General features: G+C 66.9%; 19 protein-coding genes and 1 pseudogene. 12 read left to right on the plus strand and 8 right to left on the minus strand.

The window, feature by feature from the left end:
- Positions 1–36: 36 nt before the first annotated feature.
- From JWN03_RS44685 to JWN03_RS44695, 3 genes are all read left to right on the plus strand, one after another.
- On the plus strand, positions 37–1,206 hold the full coding sequence (locus tag JWN03_RS44685; RefSeq protein ID WP_297628935.1) for a phosphotransferase family protein: 1,170 nt from the start codon (positions 37–39) through the stop codon (positions 1,204–1,206).
- Between the two features lie 113 nt (positions 1,207–1,319).
- On the plus strand, positions 1,320–2,639 hold the full coding sequence (locus JWN03_RS44690; RefSeq protein WP_297628936.1) for a replication-associated recombination protein A: 1,320 nt from the start codon (positions 1,320–1,322) through the stop codon (positions 2,637–2,639).
- A 127-nt stretch (positions 2,640–2,766) separates the two neighbouring features.
- Complete coding sequence (locus JWN03_RS44695; protein WP_297628937.1) at positions 2,767–3,342, plus strand: Uma2 family endonuclease; 576 nt, start codon at positions 2,767–2,769, stop codon at positions 3,340–3,342.
- 10 nt (positions 3,343–3,352) lie between these two features.
- Here JWN03_RS44695 and JWN03_RS44700 read toward each other — a convergent pair whose 3' ends face one another.
- Positions 3,353–4,132 (minus strand): VOC family protein, encoded by a 780-nt coding sequence (locus JWN03_RS44700; protein WP_297628892.1) that lies wholly within the window; start codon positions 4,130–4,132, stop codon positions 3,353–3,355.
- 127 nt (positions 4,133–4,259) lie between these two features.
- Positions 4,260–4,916 (minus strand): CatB-related O-acetyltransferase, encoded by a 657-nt coding sequence (locus JWN03_RS44705; protein WP_441343182.1) that lies wholly within the window; start codon positions 4,914–4,916, stop codon positions 4,260–4,262.
- Between the two features lie 74 nt (positions 4,917–4,990).
- Here JWN03_RS44705 and alaS point away from each other — a divergent pair, with 74 nt between their 5' ends.
- Genes alaS through JWN03_RS44725 form a run of 4 tightly spaced genes read left to right on the plus strand, consistent with a single transcriptional unit; the run spans position 4,991 to position 10,488 of the window.
- Positions 4,991–7,657 carry an alanine--tRNA ligase gene (gene alaS / locus JWN03_RS44710; RefSeq protein ID WP_297628894.1) on the plus strand — a complete coding sequence of 889 codons (2,667 nt, stop codon included), beginning with the start codon at positions 4,991–4,993 and terminating at the stop codon, positions 7,655–7,657.
- The gene (ruvX, locus tag JWN03_RS44715) at positions 7,657–8,238 is read left to right on the plus strand and encodes a Holliday junction resolvase RuvX (RefSeq protein WP_297628895.1); all 582 of its coding nucleotides are present in this window, start codon (positions 7,657–7,659) and stop codon (positions 8,236–8,238) included. The genes alaS and ruvX overlap by 1 nt, the downstream gene beginning before the upstream one ends.
- Positions 8,235–9,689, plus strand: a complete 1,455-nt coding sequence (locus JWN03_RS44720; protein ID WP_297628896.1) for an endolytic transglycosylase MltG — start codon at positions 8,235–8,237, stop codon at positions 9,687–9,689. The genes ruvX and JWN03_RS44720 overlap by 4 nt, the downstream gene beginning before the upstream one ends.
- Positions 9,664–10,488 (plus strand): shikimate dehydrogenase, encoded by an 825-nt coding sequence (locus JWN03_RS44725; protein WP_297628897.1) that lies wholly within the window; start codon positions 9,664–9,666, stop codon positions 10,486–10,488. Before JWN03_RS44720 ends, JWN03_RS44725 begins: the two co-directional genes overlap by 26 nt.
- Positions 10,489–10,535: 47 nt before the next feature.
- Here the strand turns inward: JWN03_RS44725 and JWN03_RS44730 are convergent, their stop codons facing one another.
- Together JWN03_RS44730 and JWN03_RS44735 are read right to left on the minus strand one after the other, a co-directional pair.
- Positions 10,536–10,988: a DUF3291 domain-containing protein gene (locus tag JWN03_RS44730; protein WP_297628898.1), complete on the minus strand. Its 453-nt coding sequence runs from the start codon at positions 10,986–10,988 to the stop codon at positions 10,536–10,538.
- 13 nt (positions 10,989–11,001) lie between these two features.
- Positions 11,002–11,640 carry a helix-turn-helix transcriptional regulator gene (locus tag JWN03_RS44735; RefSeq protein WP_297628899.1) on the minus strand — a complete coding sequence of 213 codons (639 nt, stop codon included), beginning with the start codon at positions 11,638–11,640 and terminating at the stop codon, positions 11,002–11,004.
- Positions 11,641–11,777: 137 nt separating this feature from the next.
- Here JWN03_RS44735 and JWN03_RS44740 point away from each other — a divergent pair, with 137 nt between their 5' ends.
- On the plus strand, positions 11,778–12,266 hold the full coding sequence (locus JWN03_RS44740; RefSeq protein WP_297628900.1) for a B-4DMT family transporter: 489 nt from the start codon (positions 11,778–11,780) through the stop codon (positions 12,264–12,266).
- Between the two features lie 165 nt (positions 12,267–12,431).
- On the opposite strand, the gene aroB is transcribed toward JWN03_RS44740, so the two are convergent.
- From aroB to JWN03_RS44760, 4 genes and pseudogenes are all read right to left on the minus strand, one after another.
- Complete coding sequence (gene aroB / locus JWN03_RS44745) at positions 12,432–13,547, minus strand: 3-dehydroquinate synthase (protein WP_297628901.1); 1,116 nt, start codon at positions 13,545–13,547, stop codon at positions 12,432–12,434.
- Between the two features lie 884 nt (positions 13,548–14,431).
- Positions 14,432–14,950, minus strand: a pseudogene (locus JWN03_RS44750) (shikimate kinase); the annotation flags it as partial.
- Complete coding sequence (aroC, locus tag JWN03_RS44755; protein ID WP_297628902.1) at positions 14,947–16,155, minus strand: chorismate synthase; 1,209 nt, start codon at positions 16,153–16,155, stop codon at positions 14,947–14,949. The gene aroC and the pseudogene JWN03_RS44750, both read right to left, overlap by 4 nt.
- Positions 16,156–16,237: 82 nt before the next feature.
- The gene (locus tag JWN03_RS44760; RefSeq protein ID WP_297628903.1) at positions 16,238–16,699 is read right to left on the minus strand and encodes a prepilin peptidase; all 462 of its coding nucleotides are present in this window, start codon (positions 16,697–16,699) and stop codon (positions 16,238–16,240) included.
- Positions 16,700–16,851: 152 nt separating this feature from the next.
- On the opposite strand from JWN03_RS44760, the gene JWN03_RS44765 reads away from it, so the two are divergent.
- From JWN03_RS44765 to JWN03_RS44780, 4 genes are read left to right on the plus strand one after another with little or no spacing between them, the layout of a single operon-like run.
- Positions 16,852–17,976: a M24 family metallopeptidase gene (locus tag JWN03_RS44765; RefSeq protein ID WP_297628904.1), complete on the plus strand. Its 1,125-nt coding sequence runs from the start codon at positions 16,852–16,854 to the stop codon at positions 17,974–17,976.
- Between the two features lie 58 nt (positions 17,977–18,034).
- A complete protein-coding gene (efp, locus tag JWN03_RS44770) occupies positions 18,035–18,598 on the plus strand; it encodes an elongation factor P (RefSeq protein WP_297628905.1) in 564 nt (187 codons plus the stop codon).
- Positions 18,599–18,617: 19 nt separating this feature from the next.
- Positions 18,618–19,136 (plus strand): transcription antitermination factor NusB, encoded by a 519-nt coding sequence (gene nusB, locus JWN03_RS44775; protein WP_297628906.1) that lies wholly within the window; start codon positions 18,618–18,620, stop codon positions 19,134–19,136.
- Between the two features lie 17 nt (positions 19,137–19,153).
- Complete coding sequence (locus JWN03_RS44780) at positions 19,154–19,411, plus strand: YciI family protein (protein WP_297628907.1); 258 nt, start codon at positions 19,154–19,156, stop codon at positions 19,409–19,411.
- Positions 19,412–19,429: the final 18 nt, after the last annotated feature.

Consider the following 19,429-nt stretch of genomic DNA (forward strand, 5'->3'; position numbering starts at 1 on the left):
GCTGAAAGTGACCTGGTGCGAGTAACTTGGGAACCGATGACCGCACTATTGGCCGAACGCGCCGCCGAAGTCGTGTACGCGGCACAACAGTTGCTCACAAAGCGAATGGGTGCTGCGGTAAAGCTGAGCGATCCAATTGAACTCAGCGGCAGTGGTAGAACGACGGTGCTACGCGTGCGTGTAGCGGAGAACGCTTTCTCACTTCCGCGCACTCTCATAGTGAAGCAGGTACGCGGCAGCGCGCAGGAACGACGCACCGGGGGTATGGCGCCCGGTGTGGCCAGCATCGACTCCGCATTCTTGCGTGAGGCGGTTTCCTACCAATTCACCACGGCGCTCGGGCGCGACCACAGACCCGGGGCCTACCTACTCGGCTACAGCCTGCCCGATCGGTTGCTCATCCTCAGCGACCTCGGGGAGAACACCTCGCTCACGGCCGTATTGCAGGCCGGGGCCGAGCCGGCCGGGCGTAATTCGCTCATGGCATTCGCGCAGGCACTGGGTCGCATGCACGCTGCCACCGTCGGTCGCGAGGCCGATTTTGTCGCCCTGCTACGCCGCGTCGACGTGGTGCATCGGGTGGACGGCATTGCCCAGCAGGCCGAATCCTCGGTCTCCGATGTCCCCGTCATGCTGCAGCACGAGCTCGGCATAGAGGTTCCCGGCGAGATCGCCGAACGCATCGTTCGTGGTAACCGCTTGTTCTCCGCCGGGCGTTATCGGGCCTTCAGCCCGTCCGATCTGTGCCCGGACAATGTCATCCTCAATGACGAGGGCGCTCGTTTCCTGGACTACGAGTGGGGTGGCTTCCGTGATGCCACTCTCGACATCGCCTACGCGCTGGTCTCTTTCCCCGGCTGTCTCTGCGACTTCGAGCTCTCCCGGGAACGTGCCCGGCAGATGGTCGAGGCGTGGCGCTCGGAAGTGGTCGCGGTCTGGCCCGCGCTCGCCGATGACAATGTGCTCAACGAGCGCATTCTCGAGGCGCGGCTGATCTGGGTCTGGCTCTCCACCTACTGGTTCCTGCCCGCGGACCACACCCGCATTGCGGCGGCTCGCGAGCACGGACTGTCGATTCCGCGGTCGGCGGCGCTGATCAACCGCTGGGCCGCTCTCGCCGAGGACGCCCGCTGCACGGGTGACGATTCGCTCGGCGACTTCGCCGAGCACGTCTCGGCGACTCTCGAAGAGCACTGGGAAGAATAGATTCGATTCGACGAGCAAGGCCGGGATCCGCGCGGATCCCGGCCTTGCTCGTTCCTGTCGTGGGCGGGCGGTACGGTCGCGTGGTGAGTGACGGGTTGTTCGAAGCGCCAGGGATGGAGGACGTGTCCGACGAGTTCGAGGCGCTGCCGCCGGCGGGCCGCGAGGGATTCGCGCCGCTGGCCGTGCGTATGCGCCCGAGAAATCTGGACGAGGTGGTGGGCCAAGAGCATCTGCTCGGTCCCGGCTCGCCACTGCGCCGGCTCATCGAGGGTTCCGGTGCGGCTTCCGTGCTGCTCTACGGGCCGCCGGGAACCGGTAAGACGACCCTCGCCTCGCTCATCTCGCAGTCCACCGGTCGCCGCTTCGAAGCGCTCTCGGCGTTGTCCGCCGGAGTGAAGGAGGTGCGCGGGGTCATCGATCTTGCCCGCCGCCGGCTCACCGTGGGTGAGCAGACCGTGCTCTTCATCGATGAGGTGCACCGCTTTTCGAAGACCCAGCAGGACGCACTGCTGGCCGCGGTCGAGAACCGCATTGTGCTGCTGGTCGGCGCGACCACCGAGAACCCGTCCTTCTCGGTGGTATCCCCGCTGCTGTCCCGCTCGCTCGTACTGCAGCTGACGTCCTTGTCCGAGGACGATATTCGCACCGTGCTCACCCGCGCCATCGAAGATCCGCGCGGTCTCGCGGGCGAATACGAGGTGACCGGTGCCGCGCTCGACCACATCGTGCGCATTGCGGGCGGCGATGCCCGGCGCGCGCTCACGGCCTTGGAGGCGTCCGCCGAATCCTCGCTCGACGGCACCGTGGGCGTGGAGCTCGTCGAGGCCAGTGTCGACAAGGCGGCGGTCCGCTACGACCGCGCCGGTGACCAGCACTACGACGTCATCAGCGCTTTCATCAAATCCCTGCGCGGTTCCGATGTGGACGCCGCCCTGCACTACCTCGCCCGCATGATCAGCGCGGGCGAGGATCCGCGATTCATCGCCCGCCGCTTGATGATTCAGGCCAGCGAAGAGGTCGGCATGGCCGACCCCACCGCCCTGCAAACCGCCGTGGCGGCAGCCCAGGTCGTGCAACTTGTGGGTATGCCCGAGGCCCAGCTGGCCCTCGCCCACGCCACCATCCACATCGCCACCGCCCCCAAATCCGGTGCGGTCGTGAAGGGGATCGGCGCAGCCATGGCCGATATCCGCGCAGGCAAAGCCGGTGCGGTGCCGCCGCATCTGCGTGACGGCCACTACCCGGGCGCCGCCGCCCTGGGCAGCGCCCAGGGCTACAAGTACCCGCATGATCACCCGGATGGTGTTCTCGCACAACAGTATCCACCCGACGAACTCGTCGGCACGGACTACTACAACCCCACCGACCACGGCTATGAACGTGAAATAGGCCCCCGCGTCACCAAACTCCGCCGCATAATCCGCAGTCAGTAGCAGAGTTCCTGCGTGTCGCGGTGCGAGTCGATCTGAAACGATGGCTACACGCCACACTGGGGAAATAGGGTAGTCCGTGTCGGTGAATCCACGGCCCCCAGTAGAACGGAGGGATTCGGTGACAGCTATGGCGGATCGACCACAGATGCTTGTCGAGGATTTCGAAGAACTCGCGCGTCTAGCGCGTCGCGCCGGCGAGGGGATCAAGCTCGAATTCATCTACGGCAAGTTGGGGGCGAAGCCGGTGCCGGACGGCGATCACGTCGAGATCATCCAGTGGTTGATCAGGCACTTCATTCTGAGCAGACCGGATCTGTCCATGTACCCGGGCACCGAGCTGAAGGTGGAGGCATATCGAGGTGGTCGTGCGATTCCCGACGGGATTCTCGCGCCCATCCGCTCCTTCACCGGTCAGCCGGTGTGGAAGAACCCCGACCCGGTACTGATGGTGGTCGAGGTGACATCCTTCGATTCCGATACGGATCGACGCGATCGGGTGGAGAAGCCTCGTGCGTACGCCGAAACCGGCATCCCTGTCTATCTTTTGATCGACAGGGATGCCTGCGAGGTCTTCGTCTACAGCCGCCCAGTGCACGGTGTGTACTCCTCGATCAGCCGGCTGCCGTTCGGTGAGCAGGTCGTTTTGCCGGCTCCCGTCGATTTCACGTTGGATACCGAGCCGTTGAAGGAGTGGGTTCGCTGACTGCGAGTGCTCAGCCGGCGAGGCGGATGATGGCGAAGCGGGCGCCTTGCGGATCGCTGAGGATGGCGAAGCGGCCGATGGTCATATCGGTCGGAGGTACGGCGACGGTGCCACCGAGTTCGGCGGTCTTCGCCGCGATGGCGTCGGCGTCGCTCACCGCGAAGTAGTTCATCCAGTGGGCGGGTACGTCGGCCGGCCAGTTGTCGTCCATCTGCATCATGCCCGCGATGGAGTTTCCGCCGACCTTGAACTCGGTGTAGGTGGTGCTGCCGAACTCGGCGGTCGAGCTCTCCCAGCCGAAGACCTCGGCGTAGAAAGCCTTGGCGGGGTCGATATTCCGGCAGTTGAGTTCACTCCAGCACCAGCTGTTCGGCTCATTGGCGACTCCCGCGCCCTTGAAGCCGTACGGTTGCCACCCGGCGATGACCGCGCCCTGCGTATCGGCGAAGACGACCATCCGGCCCTGCTCGGGCACATCCATGGGTTCCATGAACAGCGTGCCGCCCGCGGCTTGTACGGCCTTGGCGGTGGCATCGGCGTCGAGCACATTGACGTAGGTGGTCCAGGCGGGCGGCTGGCCCGGATTCATGATCGTCATGGCGGCGGCCACCTCGCCACCGGCATCACCGGGAAGGCTGAACATGGTGTACCCGCCGTACTGCGGATCGGGGGAGACGTCGGCGTGCCAGCCGAAGATATCGGTGTAAAAGTTCTTGGCGGCGTCGATATCGGGGGTGGCGAGGTCCACCCAATTGGGTACTCCCGGTTCGTACGAGCTCATGTGCGGCATGGCCGACTCCTCTCGGGGCGGAAGGTGCCGGCTCGCGGCCCACTGAGCCGACACCGCGAGCCTAGAACTCGCCACCGACCTTGTCCGGTTATCGACCGAACTCGTCGTGTGACCGGGCGGTCTCGATTCAGTCTGTGAGGAGGCCGTTTTCGCGGGCGATCTGTCCGATCTCCTTCGGGGTGCCCGCCATGATGACGCGGACGTGTTCGGTGACGAGTTCGATGGGCCAGTTCCACCAGGCCGCGCGCAACAGCAGGTCCACCTCGGTATCGCTGAAGCGCTGCTTGACCGGCTTGGCCGGATTGCCGCCGAAGATCGTGTACGGCGGGACATCGGCGGTGACAACCGAGCCGGTGGCGATGATCGCGCCGTCGCCGATGCGCACGCCGGGCATGATCAGCGAGTTGTAGCCGAACCACACGTCATTGCCGACCACGGTGTCGCCCTTGCTCGGGATCGACGTGATGATGTCCATGGTCTGCTCGGCCCAGGTGCCGCCGAAGATGGTGAAGGGGAAGGTGGAAACGCCCGCGGTGGCGTGATTGGCGCCGGCCATGATGAAGCGGGTGCCGGTGGCGAGGGCGCAGAACTTGCCGATGATCAGCTTTTCGGGGCCGAAGGCGTAGAGGACGTTATTGGCCTCGAATTCCGTCGCCGCGACGGGATCGTCGAAATAGCTGTAGTCGCCGACCTCGATGCCGGCCGAGGTGATGTGCGGTTTCAGATAGACGGTCCGGTCTGTGTGCGGCAGCGGGAACGGGGTCGATGGGTCCGGGATCACTATCACCATCGTGATGGTATCTATCGCCCGGTGGTCGGCGGAAACCCGCTGGACCGGGACCGGTAGGCTTGATATCTGTGCAGACCCACGAGATTCGCCGACGCTTCCTGGAGCATTTCGTCCGTGCCGGACACACCGAGGTTCCCAGTGCCTCGCTGATCCTGGCCGACCCCAACCTGCTGTTCGTCAACGCAGGCATGGTCCAGTTCGTCCCGTATTTCCTCGGTCAGCAGACTCCGCCCTGGGCGCGAGCTACCAGCGTGCAGAAGTGCGTGCGCACCGGCGATATCGAGAATGTCGGCGTCACCACTCGCCACAACACCTTCTTCCAGATGGCCGGCAATTTCAGCTTCGGCGACTACTTCAAGCGGGAGGCCATCGCCTTCGCCTGGTCGCTGCTGACCGATAGCGTCGAGGACGGCGGCTACGGCTTCGACCCCGAAAAGCTGTGGGCCACCGTCTACCTCGATGACGACGAGGCCGAGCAGATCTGGCTCGAGCTCGGTATGCCGTCCGAGCGCATCCAGCGGCGCGGCATGGCCGACAACTACTGGTCCATGGGCATCCCCGGCCCGTGTGGCCCGTGCTCGGAGATCTACTTCGACCGTGGCCCCGAGTTCGGTATCGAGGGCGGCCCGGAGGCCGACGAGGATCGCTACCTCGAAATCTGGAACCTCGTGTTCATGCAGAACGAGCGTGGCGAGGGCCGGAGCAAGGACGACTTCGAGATCCTGGGCCCGCTGCCCAAGCAGAACATCGACACCGGCATGGGCATTGAGCGTGTCGCGTTCCTGCTGCAGGGTGTCGACAATGTCTACGAGACCGATCTGCTGCGCCCGATCATCACCAAGGCCGAGGAACTGACCGGCCGCAACTACGGTGTCGAGCACGCCGACGATGTGCGCTTCCGGGTCATCGCCGATCACGCCCGCACCGGCGCCATGCTGATTGCCGACGGCGTGAACCCGGGCAATGACGGCCGCGGCTACGTGCTGCGCCGGCTGCTGCGGCGCATCGTCCGCTCGGCCCGCCTGCTCGGCGCGGACCAGCCGGTCATGGGCGAGTTCATGAAGGTCGTCAGCGAGCTCATGGCTCCGTCGTATCCGGAGCTGGCCACCGACTTCAAGCGCATCGAAACCGTGGCCGTCGGCGAGGAGAGCGCGTTCCTCCGCACGCTCACCACCGGCTCCAAGCTGTTCGACGATGCCGTCACCGAGGTACAGGCCCAGGGCGGCAAGACGATCAGCGGCACCGAGGCGTTCCTGCTGCACGACACCTTCGGCTTCCCGATCGACCTGACCCTGGAAATGGCTTCCGAGGCCGGGCTTTCGGTGGACGAAGAGGGTTTCCGCTCGCTCATGGCCGAGCAGCGCAAGCTCGCCAAGGAGGACGCGCAGTCCCGTAAGCACGCGCACGCGGATCTGACGATCTACAAGGAGTTCGTCGATCGCGGCGCCACCGAGTTCACCGGTTTCGATGAACTGTCCACCGAGGCAACGGTTCTCGCGATCATCTCCGGTGGTGTGCGGGTACCGGTCGCCGAGATCGGGCAGGACGTCGAGGTCATTCTGAACCGCTCGCCGCTCTACGCCGAATCCGGTGGCCAGATCGCTGATCGCGGCAGCCTCACCTCCTCGCATGCGATGAAGGCGCGTATCAACGATGTGCAGAAGATCGCCAAGAAGGTGTGGGTGCACAAGACCACGATCGAGGCCGGTCAGCTCGCCGAGGGCGATACCGTGCTCGCCGCCGTCGATCCGTCGTGGCGGCGCGGCGCGACCCAGGGGCACTCCGGCACGCATATGGTGCATGCCGCGTTGCGACAGGTGCTGGGCCCCAACGCCGTTCAGGCCGGTTCGCTCAACAAGCCGGGCTACCTGCGTTTCGATTTCAATTGGCAGGGCGCGCTTTCGGAGGGGCAGAAGGCCGATATCGAGGCCATCTCCAATGATGCTGTGGCGGACGACTTCACGGTGAACACCTTCGTCACCGATCTGCCGTCGGCGAAGAAGATGGGCGCCATGGCGCTGTTCGGTGAGAACTACGGCGACGAGGTGCGCGTGGTGGAGATCGGCGGACCGTTCTCCATGGAGCTCTGCGGTGGTACGCATGTGCAGCATTCCTCGCAGATCGGCCCGATCACCCTGCTGGGTGAATCGTCGGTCGGCTCGGGTGTGCGCCGCGTGGAAGCCTTTGTGGGCCTGGACTCCTACAAGTACCTGGCGAAGGAGCGCGCGCTGCTCGCCGGTGTGGCGTCCTCGCTGAAGGTGCCGTCGGAAGAGGTGCCGGGGCGGGTCGAGCAGCTGGTGGAGCGCCTCAAGGTTGCCGAGAAGGAACTCGAGCGCACCAAGGTCGCGGCCGTGCTGTCTCAGGCGGGCACGTTCGTGGACCAGGCGCAGCGCCTGGGCAAGGTGCTGCTGGTCGCGGCTGCCGCGCCGAAGGGCGTCGGTGCGGGCGATCTGCGCACCCTGGTCGTGGATATCAAGGGCCGCTTCGGTTCCGAGCCCGCCATTGTGGTGCTGCTCGGCAATGACGAGGGCAAGGTGCCGTTTGTGGTCGCGGTGACCAGGGCCGCGCAGGATCTCGGCGTCAAGGCCGGTGACCTGGTCGCCGCCTTCGGGCCCAGCATCAATGGCCGTGGTGGCGGTAAGGCGGAGATGGCGCAGGGCGCGGGCTCGGATCCGTCCGGTATCGAGGCCGGACTGGCGGCCGTGCGGGCGCAGGTGGCCGAGCTCGCCGGCTGATGTCCCATTCCGAACACTCGGACAGCCCGGGCGTCGGCGGCGACGCCCGGACCCCTGCCGAAAACGCGGGGTATCCCGTGGACCGGCCCACCCCCGCGGGCGATCCGGGTCGTGGCCGGCGGATCAGCCTCGATGTCGGCACCGTCCGCATCGGTGTCGCCTCCAGTGACCCGGACGGTATTCTCGCCACCCCGGTGGAGACGGTGCCCAAGGCGAAAAAGGTCGCGCCCGGCACCCTCTCACCCGATCTCGCGCGAATTGCCGAGATTGTGCGGGAGTACGAGGCCGTCGAGGTGATCGTCGGCCTGCCGCGCACCTTGCGCGGCGAGAGCGGCTCTTCGGCTAAGCTGGCGGCCACCTTCGCGGGGCGTTTGCGGACCCTGGTCGCTCCGATCCCGGTGCGACTTTCCGACGAACGTTTGACTACGGTGTCTGCTGCACGGGCGTTGCGGGACAGTGGAGTTCGCGCGCGCGGGCAGCGGCAGGTCATCGATCAGGCGGCCGCCGTGTCGATCCTGCAAGGTTGGTTGGACGAACGGAGTGCAGCATTGAAGCCGCGCGGTGATGGTGATCTTGCATGACCGACCGCTGGACGCGCGCCGAGGAACGCTATCGGCAGAGCGCTGAACACCGCTACCGTCGTGACGATCTGGAATGGTCGGAAGCCGACGATTACGAGGACGACACCACCGTCATCCCGCGCTACGAGGATGAGGACGAGGAGCCCCTGCTCGAGCCCGAGCCGCCGCGCCGCCCGGCGCCGCAGCGGGCCGATCGTGGCCGCCCCGCGAAACCACGCGGCTCCCGCGCATCGGGCGGGCGCGGCGGTGGCCAGCGCCAGCGCCCCAAGCGCTCTCGTGTCGCCTCCCGCAAGGCCGCCGAACGCAAGCGCCGCCGTCGCAATATGTGGGTCATCGGCGCGGTGCTCGCCGTATTGTTCGTCGGCGCAGCCGGTTTCGCGTCGTGGAAATTCATGAACCGCTTCAGCCCGGCCGAGGACTACGCCTCCGGCGCACCGGGGCCGCTGGCGGTGGTGCAGGTGAAGCCCGGCGATACCGCCACCCAGATCGCCGAAACCATGCACACCAAGGGTGTTGTCGCCAGTAGTGCGGCCTTCTACGAGGCCGCCGTGCGCAATGACAATATGAATGCGGTGCAGCCCGGCTACTACGCCATCCCCAGCCACAGCAAGGGCTCCGACGCCGTGGTCGCCCTGGTGACCAAGAGCTCGCGGGTCGGCAATGTGGTGATCTCCGAGGGTCGTCAGCTGCACGACTCCACCGATGTGACCACCAATGCGCGCAAGGACGGCATCTACCGCAAGATCGCCGATGCCAGCTGTGTCGGCGACGGCACCACCGCCAAATGCGTGACCTACGACCAGCTCGAGGCCGCGGGCACCAATACCGATCCGGCCGCGCTGGGTGTTCCGGCGTGGGCGCTGGACCGGGTGCGCGCGGTGCCCGACCGTGCGCGCCAGCTGGAGGGCTTGATCGCCGCGGGCACCTGGGATTTCGATCCGAGCGCCGCGCCCGACCAGATTCTCAAGCAGCTGGTGAGCGCGAGTGCCGCCAGCTATGAATCGACCGGTCTGCTGCAGTCCAATGCCTCCAACGGTCTCTCGCCCTACGACACGCTGATCGGCGCGTCGCTGGTGGAGCGGGAAGCCTTGCCGCAGGACATGTCCAAGGTCGCGCGTGTCATCGTGAACCGGCTCAAGGTGGATCAGCCGCTGCAGTTCGACTCCACCGTCAACTACACGCTGCCCAGCACCGAGGTCGCCACCACCGACGCCGACCGCAACCGCAAGACGCCGTGGAACACGTACGCCATGTCGGGCCTGCCGGTCAGCCCCATCTCCGCGCCGTCGCTGGATGCGCTGCGCGCCATGGAGAATCCGGCCCCGGGCACCTGGCTGTACTTCGTGACCGTCGACAAGCAGGGCACCACCCTGTTCACCGACAACTACAACGAGCATCTGCGCAATATCGAAAAGGCCAGGCAGAGTGGAATTCTCGACAGTGGACGGTAACCGCCGGGCCGCCGTGCTGGGCAGCCCGATCTCGCATTCGCGCTCGCCGCAGCTGCATCTGGCGGCCTATCGCGCGCTGGGCCTGGACTGGACCTATGAGCGGGTCGAGTGCACCGCCGAGCAGCTGCCCGGCTTCGTCGACGGCCTCGGCCCGGAATGGGTCGGGCTATCGGTGACCATGCCCGGCAAGGTCGCCGCCCTGGCCTACGCCGATGAGCGCACCGATCGGGCCGAACTGGTCGGGTCGGCGAATACGCTTGTGCGCACCGATACCGGCTGGCGTGCCGACTGCACCGATGTGGACGGGGTGCGCGGTGCGCTGGAAGGTGCCGGCGTCGAAGAGATTTCGAAGGCCGTGGTGCTCGGTGCGGGCGGCACCGCGCGTCCGGCGCTGCTGGCCCTGGCCGAACTCGGCGCGCACACCGTCACCATCGTCGCCCGTGCTGCGGGTCGCGCCGCCGATACCCTGGAACTCGCTGAGCGACTGGGCATGTCGGCCGAAGTGATCGGATTCGACCCTGACAGCCTGGGTTTCGTGTGCTCGGATGTCGATGTCGTGGTGAGCACCGTCCCGGCGTCCGCTGCCGCCGACGTCGCGGACGCGGTGGCCCAGGCCCCGGTTGTCCTCGACGCCATCTACAACCCGTGGCCCACCCCGCTGGCGGAGGCGGTCATCCGTGCGGGGCACACCGTGATCAGCGGCCTCGACATGCTGCTGAATCAGGCTTACAACCAGGTCGAACAGTTCACGGGCAAACCCGCCCCGCGCGCCGAAATGGCTGCGGCACTGCAGGACTGACCACCCCCGTCATCTCGGCATGTTTTGGCCGGGATCCACACCGAAAGCTAGCCGGCCGGCTGCGGCTCGAACGCATTGCGAAACGTGAAGGCGTGTGGCGTGGGCCCGTTCGCCTCGAGGTGCTCGAGGCGTGCCATGGACTCTTCGACGGTCGGGGTGTGGCCGATCGGAATCCACCACAGCACGGTGACGGTCTTGCGAAGCGGAACGAACCATTCGCGGCGGCGGCGCAGGAATTCCATGTGCGCACTGCGGTACACGTAGTTGAAGAGCGCCTCACGCGACTCCCACGTACTGATATTGATGAGCATGTCCGGGTCGGTCTCGTAGGGGCGCAGCGAGGTCGCATTGTTCGACTCGCCGTCCACCAGGCGCCAGACGAAGCCGGGGGAGGCGTCGGCGACGGCATTGATCCGGTCGAGTTCGGCGTAGAACTCCGCGACCTGCGGGTCGCCTTCGGGTGCGACGAGGCGCCCGGTATTGAGCTGTGCGAGATGCATATCTGGACTATAACTAATCAGTGTTTGTTTTAGAAAGGCTTACGCAACATCTGCCGGGCGCCGGATCCATACGGGCCGTCCATCCGGCCTCGGCGGCCGGGCCCTCGAGTAGCGCGAGGTTCATTCCGCAGACCAGTGGCGGGAAGTCGACGGCCAGTCGGTGAAAAGGGCAGTTGCGCAGGCGAATTACCGCACCGTCGAGGTACGGCTCGTAGCCGCGCTCGCGCAGCGCGTCCATCACATCGCGCCCCGCCACCGACGGACCGTGCTGGGCAGCAGCCGCCGCAACGGCATCCTCGAGCCCGGCATGTTCGGTCACCTCGGCGAGAACCGTTGCGAGGGTCCGGTAGTCGCGCGCCGGCAGGCTGATCGCGAACTCGGCCTCCGCGCGGCGGTAGAACTTCGCCGGACGTCCCGAACCTGGGCCGGTCTTGCCCTCGGGCCGCCGGAACACCGTGTCGAGCAAGCCGGCCTCGGCGAGCTTGTCGAGGTGGAAAGCGGCGAGTGGCCGCTTGATCTCGGCCGCCTCCGCGGCCTCGTCCCGGCTCACATCGTGGTCCGCGGCGGCGACATGCTCGTAGAGCCGCCTGCGGATGGGATCCTGCAGCAGGGCGACGGCCTCGATACTCGCGGAGCTTTCTTCAGTGCTCACAGTGCATTTGTAGCAGCGTGTCGGAAGGTGTCGCGGGGGGCGCGGGTGCCCGTCCGGGCCGTGTCGGTGCGAACGGGATACAGTTCTAGAACGAGTTTCAGTTCGGACGAGCCGGTTCGCAGGTTAAGGTGATCATCATGAATGCGTGGGTGTTGCGCGCCGTTGCATTGGGAGCGCTGACCGTTGTGCTGCGTACCCTGCTCGGCTTCGCGATGGTGTACTGGCCGACCAATGGTGCATGGATGCGAATGTTGTGCCTGGTGGTCATGGTAGTCGCGGTGGTCGCCTGGGGCGTTCTCGACGGTCGCGCCGACCGGCGGAAGAATGTCGAACCGGAGGACGGCGCGGATCTCACCATGCGCTGGCTGAAGGCGGGCCTGGCCGGTGGGCTCGGCGCCGGTCTTGTCGCCTGGATCCTGGGCTTCGTGCCCAAGTTCGATCTCGGCTCCAACGGTCTGCTCTTCGAGATGACCTCGGGTGCGTCCTTCATCATCCTGCTGATCTTCATCCCGGCCATGATCGGTGTGGCCGTCGGCCGCTACCTGGTCAGCCGTGGGCACCGGAAGAACTCGGGCACCCCGGCGGACGATTCCGTCTCCTTGAACAAGGAGCACGCGAGCGTCTGACACGCCCGGACCCGGACACAATGCGCGCTGCTGCGGAATTCCGCAGCAGCGCGTCGTCATTCGGGCCCCGTCATTCCGGCATGCTTTTGGCCGGAATCCACCGAAACCCGTTGGGGCGTCGTCAGTGTGGATCCCGGCCAAAGCATGCCGGGATGACGGTTGCGACTACAGCAGGATCGCGCCGCCGGTGTTGCCCTCGCGGGCGACCGCCGAGTAGGCCGCGGCCAGCAGCGACGGGTCCGGGCCTTCGAGACGGCCCGGCTTGGCCAGACCGTCCAGGACCACGAAGCGCAGCACGCCGGAGCGGGTCTTCTTATCGGTCTGCATGGTGTCGAGCAACTGGGGGAGCGCGTCGGCATCGTAGGTGGTGGGCAGGCCGACGCTGGCCAGCACGCTGCGGTGGCGTTCGGCGGTGGCATCGTCGAGACGACCTGCGAGGCGGCCGAGTTCGGCGGCGAAGACCAGGCCGACCGAGACGGCCGCACCGTGACGCCAGCGGTAGCGCTCGCGGCGCTCGATGGCATGGCCGAGGGTGTGGCCGTAGTTGAGGATCTCGCGCAGATCCGATTCCTTGAGGTCGGCGGCGACCACATCGGCCTTGACCTGCACGGCACGGCGGATGAGCTCGGGCAGTACCTCGCCGGTCGGGTCGATGGCGGCCTGCGGATCGCGCTCGATCAGCTCCAGAATGACCGGGTCGGCGATGAAACCGGCCTTGATGATCTCGGCCATGCCCGCCACGATCTCATTGCGCGGCACCGTTTCCAGCGTGGCGAGGTCGACCAGCACCGCGGCAGGCTCGTGGAAGGAGCCGACCAGGTTCTTGCCCGCCTCGGTATTGATGCCGGTCTTACCGCCGACCGCCGCATCCACCATGGCCAGCAGGGTGGTCGGCACGTGCACGATATTCACACCGCGCATCCAGGTGGCGGCGACAAAGCCGGACAGGTCGGTGGCCGCGCCACCGCCGAGGCTGATGATCACATCCTTGCGGGTGAGACCGATGCGGCCGAGCACCTCCCAGCAGTAGCCCGCGACGGCCAGATCCTTACCGTCCTCGGCATCCGGGATCTCGATGCGGTGCGCGTCGATCCCCTTGTCCGCCAGCGCCTTCCGCACCACCTCGGCGGTCTCGGCCAGCGGCGGCTGATGGAAGATCGCGACGGTGCGCACGGCGGAACTGCGGGTCACCTCGTTGACCAGATCGCCCAGCAGGCCACGTCCGATAATCACCGGGTACGGGTCGGCGGTGCGGACCTCGATGCGGGTCGGCTCGCTCATAGGGGCTGCTCCGATTCTTCTCGTGCGGATTGTTCTGGTCCGTGTTCGGCCCCGGTCCGAGCGCGCGCCCGGGCACGACGGGCCCGCGCCCGCCGCGACCGCCCGGCGCCCGGTGCGCTCTGTGTGGCCGAATCCTGTTGTTCAGCAGTGGGGTTCGCAGCAACGCCCCCGGCCTGTGTGGAATCCGCCGCTGCGGATCGCGTGGCTTCCACTGCCGTGCCACCGGCGGGTGGAGTTCCCGCTGCTGCCGTTGCGCTCCCAGCCGTGCCTTGCGTGCCTTCCGCTGTTGCGCTTCGGGCTGCGGATCGACGATTGGCGGCAGCCCTGCGACGCCCGCCACGCGTCGAGGCCCGTGGGGCGGCGTCGCCCTCGGTTCGCAGGGTCGCTGCTGTGGCGGGGTTGGCATCCGAGCCTGCGGAACCTGTTGTGGCGGAGCCGGAATCCGGCCGCGGTTCGCCCGCTACCGAGGCGCCCCCGGCTGCGCGCGCGGTGCCGCTCGACGCCGTGCGGCCTGCTCCTGTTGCGGTCGAGTTGACTGCATCGGTGCCGCTGCCGTCCGTGGCATCGATTGTTGTGGCGCCGGTGGCGGGTCCGGCGGGGCGGCGGCTGCGGCGACGGGAACGGCGGCCGCGGCGGGCGGGTTTGGTCGTGGCGTCGTCGGGACCGGTCTCTGAGTCCGGGTCGGCGGGGTTCGGCTGTGCGGAGGCGGCCGGAACTGCCTCGGGTGCTGCGGCATTCGGCTGGGTGGGGGCTGTGTTGTCGGCGCGGCTACGTCCGCGGCGCCGGCGGCGGCGGGAACGGGAGCGACTGGAGTCGTTCGGTTCCAGGGGCACGACCGGCAATTCGGGCGTCGTATCCTCTTGCGGCAGTGTCGACTCCAGGCCGAGCTTGCCCAGGATCATTTTGACCACGCGGCCCGGGCTGCGGCCGTCGGTGCGCACGCGCACGCTCGCCACCTCGCGGTAGAGCGGGCGGCGGATCTTCATCAGCTCGCGGTATTTGGCCGCCGGATCGGCGCCGTTGAGCAGCGGCCGGTTGGTGCTGGCCCCGGTGCGCCGAAGCCCTTCGCCCACACTGATTTCCAGGTACACCACGGTGCGCCCGCGTAGCAGTTCCCGGGTGGTCGCCGAGAGCACCGAGCCACCGCCGAGGGAGATGATGCCGTGTCCGGCGAGGACGGCGTCGCGCACCACCTGTTCCTCGATACGCCGGAACTCCGGTTCCCCGTCCTCGGCGAAGATTTCGGGAATGGTGCGCCCGGTCTGCTCCTCGATCCCGGCATCGGTGTCGTAGAGGTCCACGCCGAGTTCGCGTGCGAGTTTGCGGCCGATCGTCGACTTACCCGCACCGGGCGGACCGACCAGCACCACACTCGGCGGCTGCTGATCGGTTTCGCCGGTCACTGTGGCGCGTTGCCCGAGGGAACGTGCGGGCGCGCGTTGATTCGCTTCAGGTAGCCGTTGATATTGTCGACGGTCTCCGGCAGCGAGTCGCCCCCGAACTTCTCCAGCACCGCCTGCGCCACGACCAGGGCGACCATGGCCTCGGCGACCACACCGGCCGCCGGCACCGCGCACACATCGGAGCGCTGGTGAATGGCGACGGCCTCGTCACCGGTGGACATATCGACGGTCGACAGTGCGCGCGGCACGGTGGAGATCGGCTTCATGGCGGCGCGAACCCGCAGCGGCTCGCCATTGGTCATGCCGCCTTCGAGCCCGCCCGCGCGGTTGGTGGAGCGCAGCACCCCGTCGGGGCCGGGCTTCATCTCGTCGTGCGCCTGGCTGCCGCGCCGGCGCGCGGTCTCGAAACCGTCACCCACCTCGACACCCTTGATGGCCTGAATCCCCATGAGCGCGCCCGCGAGTCGCGAATCCAGCCGCGCCTCACCGCTGGTGAACGAACCCAGACCGACGGGCAGCCCCTCGATCACGACCTCGACCACACCTCCGAGGGTGTCGCCGTCTTTCTTGGCGGCCTCGATCTCGACGATCATGGCGGCTTCGGCGTCCTTGTTGAAGGCCCGCACCGGGCTCTCGTCAATGGCATCCAGATCCGCGGCGGTGGGCACGAAACCGGTGGTGTCGGCCGCAGTGCCGATGGACACCACGTGCGAGATCACCTCGACCCCGAGCGCCTGCCGCAGGAAGTTCTTGGCCACGGTCCCGGCCGCGACGCGCGCGGCGGTCTCGCGGGCGCTGGCGCGCTCGAGCACATTACGGGCGTCGTCGAAGCCGTACTTGAGCATGCCCGAGTAATCGGCATGCCCGGGCCGCGGCCGGGTGAGCGGCGCATTGCGGGCCAGTTCGGCGAGCTCGGCCTCGTCCACCGGATCGGCGGACATGACCTGGGTCCACTTGGGCCATTCGGAATTGGCGACCTCGATGGCGACCGGTCCGCCCATGGTGCGGCCGTGGCGTACGCCGCCGACCAGGGTGACCACATCGGCCTCGAACTTCATCCGGGCGCCGCGGCCGTAGCCCAGCCGCCGGCGCGCCAGCTGTGTGCCGACATCGGCAGAGCTCACCTCGACACCGGCCACCATCCCCTCGAGGATGGTGACGAGAGCAGGGCCATGGGATTCTCCGGCAGTTATCCAGCGCAACACGGGTTATATCTTTCCACGTGAATACGGTTACCCGGACACGCGGTCCGCCGTGACCCGGGTCATGGTGCGGCAAGCAGCACAGTCACGGCGTGGCAAGGAGCGCAAGCACACTGGCGGCGCACATGGCGGGACCGTGCGCGACGGTACCGATCGGCGGCTCCGGACCCGCCGAATCCTGGGGTCGTGCCGCATGTGCGAGCAGCGTGCCGACCCCGGCCAGCGCGGTAATCGCGGGTGCGGCCAGAGCCGCCCACACCCAGGCGTGCGCCCCGCCCAGTGCGGTCGCGGCCCCGAGCCCGAGTGCGAGTTTCACGTCACCGGCTCCGAGTGCGGCCGGGGCACACAGATGTACGAATAGATAGGGCACTGCGAGCAACAGGGCACCGAGGGCCGCGGCAGCCGGACGGCCGATAGCCGAGCCGTAGCAGAGCGCCACGACCGCGCCCGGCAGCGTCAGGGAATTGGGCAGTCGCCGCAGTCGCAGATCGAAACAACTGAGCGCCGTGCACCAGGCGGTGAGGACCAGCAGTGGCAGCAATCGCATACCTCGAGCCTGCCGCCCCGGCGGCCGCTGTGGGCGGCGCATCCACGAATTGTGGAGAACCGCTTGGCATGTGAACAACCGGGCTTTCGCCTAATTCGGGCAGATACGTGTTGGGTGTCGGTGTTGCGGCGTGTCGGCGGTAGCTTGGACGCATGTCTGCTGACCACGATCCGGGCGGGCGCCCCAATTACGCGGCGCGCCGGGCCAACCTGCGGAACCTGCTGGTCGAGAACCGCGTCGATGCCCTATTGGTCACGGACCTGATCAATATTCGCTATCTGACCGGTTTCACCGGATCGAATGCCGCACTGCTGGTGGATTCCTGGGACAGCTCCGAGGATCGCACTGTCATCTGCACCGACGGCCGCTACATCACGCAGGTCGGTGAGCAGGTCCCCGATCTGCGGGCCGAGATCAATCGGGCGAGCGCGCGCCGCGTGGTGGAGATCGCGGGGGAGTGGCAGACCGGCCGAGTCGGTTTCGAGAGCCACGTGCTCACCGTCGAACAGCACCGCGGCTTCGAGGGTTTGGTCACCGGACTCGACCTGGTAGGGGTATCGGGCCTGGTGGAGCAGCTGCGCATGGTGAAGGACGCGCACGAGGTCGCTTTGCTCACCGCCGCCTGCGCCGCCGCCGACGTGGCCCTCGCCACGCTGCTGGAGCGCGGTGGCCTGCGTCCCGGTCGCACCGAACGGCAGGTCGCCCGCGAGCTGGAGTGGCTGATGTTCGAGCACGGCGCGGACGCCATCGCCTTCGAGACGATTGTCGCCGCCGGCGCGAATTCGGCCGTCCCGCACCATCGTCCGACCGAGGCGATGCTGGCCACGGGTGATTTCGTGAAGCTCGACTTCGGCGCGATGCTCGGCGGCTACCACTCGGATATGACCCGCACCTTCGTCCTGGGCCAGCCCTCGGACTGGCAGCGCGAGATCTACGACTTGGTTTACGCGGCACAGCAGGCGGGACGTGAGGCGCTGGCTCCCGGTGTCTCGACCCGGGCGGTGGACGGCGCGGCCCGCTCGGTCATCGAGGCGGCGGGCTATGGCGAGCTCTTCGTGCACGGCCTCGGACACGGGGTCGGCCTGCAGATCCATGAAGCGCCCGGAATCGCCAAAACGGGCACGGGTACACTTCTCGATGGCGTGGCGGTGACCGTCGAGCCAGGTGTGTATTTCCCCGGCCGCGGCGGAGTCCGGATCGAGGATACGCTCGTGGTTCGCCAAGGGGGCCCGGAGCTGCTCACCCGCACCAGCAAAGACCTGACCGTCGTCGAATGACGCCGGTCTGCCAGCGCGGCCAGCCGCGAATGGAACTAGAACAGGAGATCCGAGGACAGTGGCGGATACCAGCGACTTCAAGAACGGCCTCGTGCTGAAGATCGACAACAATCTGCAGCAGATTGTCGAGTTCCAGCATGTCAAGCCGGGTAAGGGTCCTGCCTTCGTGCGTACCAAGCTGAAGAACGTGATCTCGGGCAAGGTGGTCGACAAGACCTTCAACGCCGGTGTCAAGGTGGAGACCGCGACCGTCGACCGTCGCGATATGACCTACCTGTACCACGACGGCTCGGACTTCATCTTCATGGATGGCGAGACGTACGACCAGATTCACCTGCAGGAGTCGACCATCGGCAAGAACGCGGGCTTCCTGCTGGAGAACATGCAGGTCCAGATCGCCATGCACGAGGGTGAGGCGCTCTTCGTCGAGCTTCCCGTCGCCATCGATGTTGTCGTCACCCACACCGAGCCGGGCCTGCAGGGCGACCGCTCCAGCGCGGGCACCAAGCCCGCCACCGTGGAGACCGGCGCGGAGATCCAGGTGCCGCTTTTCATCAATCAGGGTGACAAGCTGCGCGTCGATACCCGTGACGGCTCCTACATCAGCCGCGTCAACTCCTGACGCGCGGATAATGGTGACCGTGGCCAATCAGCCCCAGGACAAGAAGTCCGCGAGTTTCAAGAAGCTGGGTGCGCGACACAAGGCGCGCCGACGTGCGGTCGATCTGCTCTTCGAAGCAGAAGCCCGTGACATCGACCCTGCGGAACTGCTGTCCGAACGCGTCTCGCTCTCCGTGCGGGACGATTCGGTGGCCCCGGTGAACCCCTACACCCGCGTTCTGGTCGAAGGCGTTGCCGACGATCTGGACCGGGTGGACGGCACCATCGAGTCCTACCTGCAGGATTGGGCCCTGTCCCGGCTGCCCGCCGTGGACCGTGCCATTCTGCGGGTCGCGGTGTGGGAGTTGTTCCACGCCAATGATGTTCCGCCCGTGGTGGCGGTCGATGAAGCGGTGGAGCTGGCCAAGGAACTCTCCACCGACGATTCGCCCTCGTTCATCAATGGTGTGCTCGGTCAGGTGGTGCAGGTAGCACCGCAGGTTCGTGCCGCGGCGGCCGCTACTCGCGCCACGCCCCGCACCGACGACGAACAGAATTAAGTAGGGAGTAGCGCAGGGTGCGCAAGTACTTGGTGCTGGCAATGCGCACCCCGCGCTTCGATCCGGCTGTCGCACAGCCGCATCGGGAGTGGCTCGACGGCGTCCGCTCGCGCGGGCAATTGGTCGAGACCGGCAAGTTCACCGATAACAGCGGTGGCGCCTATGTCGTCCTCGCCGAAAACTTCGATGCCGCCCGGGATCTGGTGTTCACCGATCCCATTCACACCAGTGGCGCATCGGAACTCACCGTGTACGAGTGGGAAATCACCGGCTGAGTGCCGGAATTCGAGCTT

Source organism: Nocardia sp., assembly GCF_025465275.1.
GTDB lineage: Bacteria > Actinomycetota > Actinomycetes > Mycobacteriales > Mycobacteriaceae > Nocardia.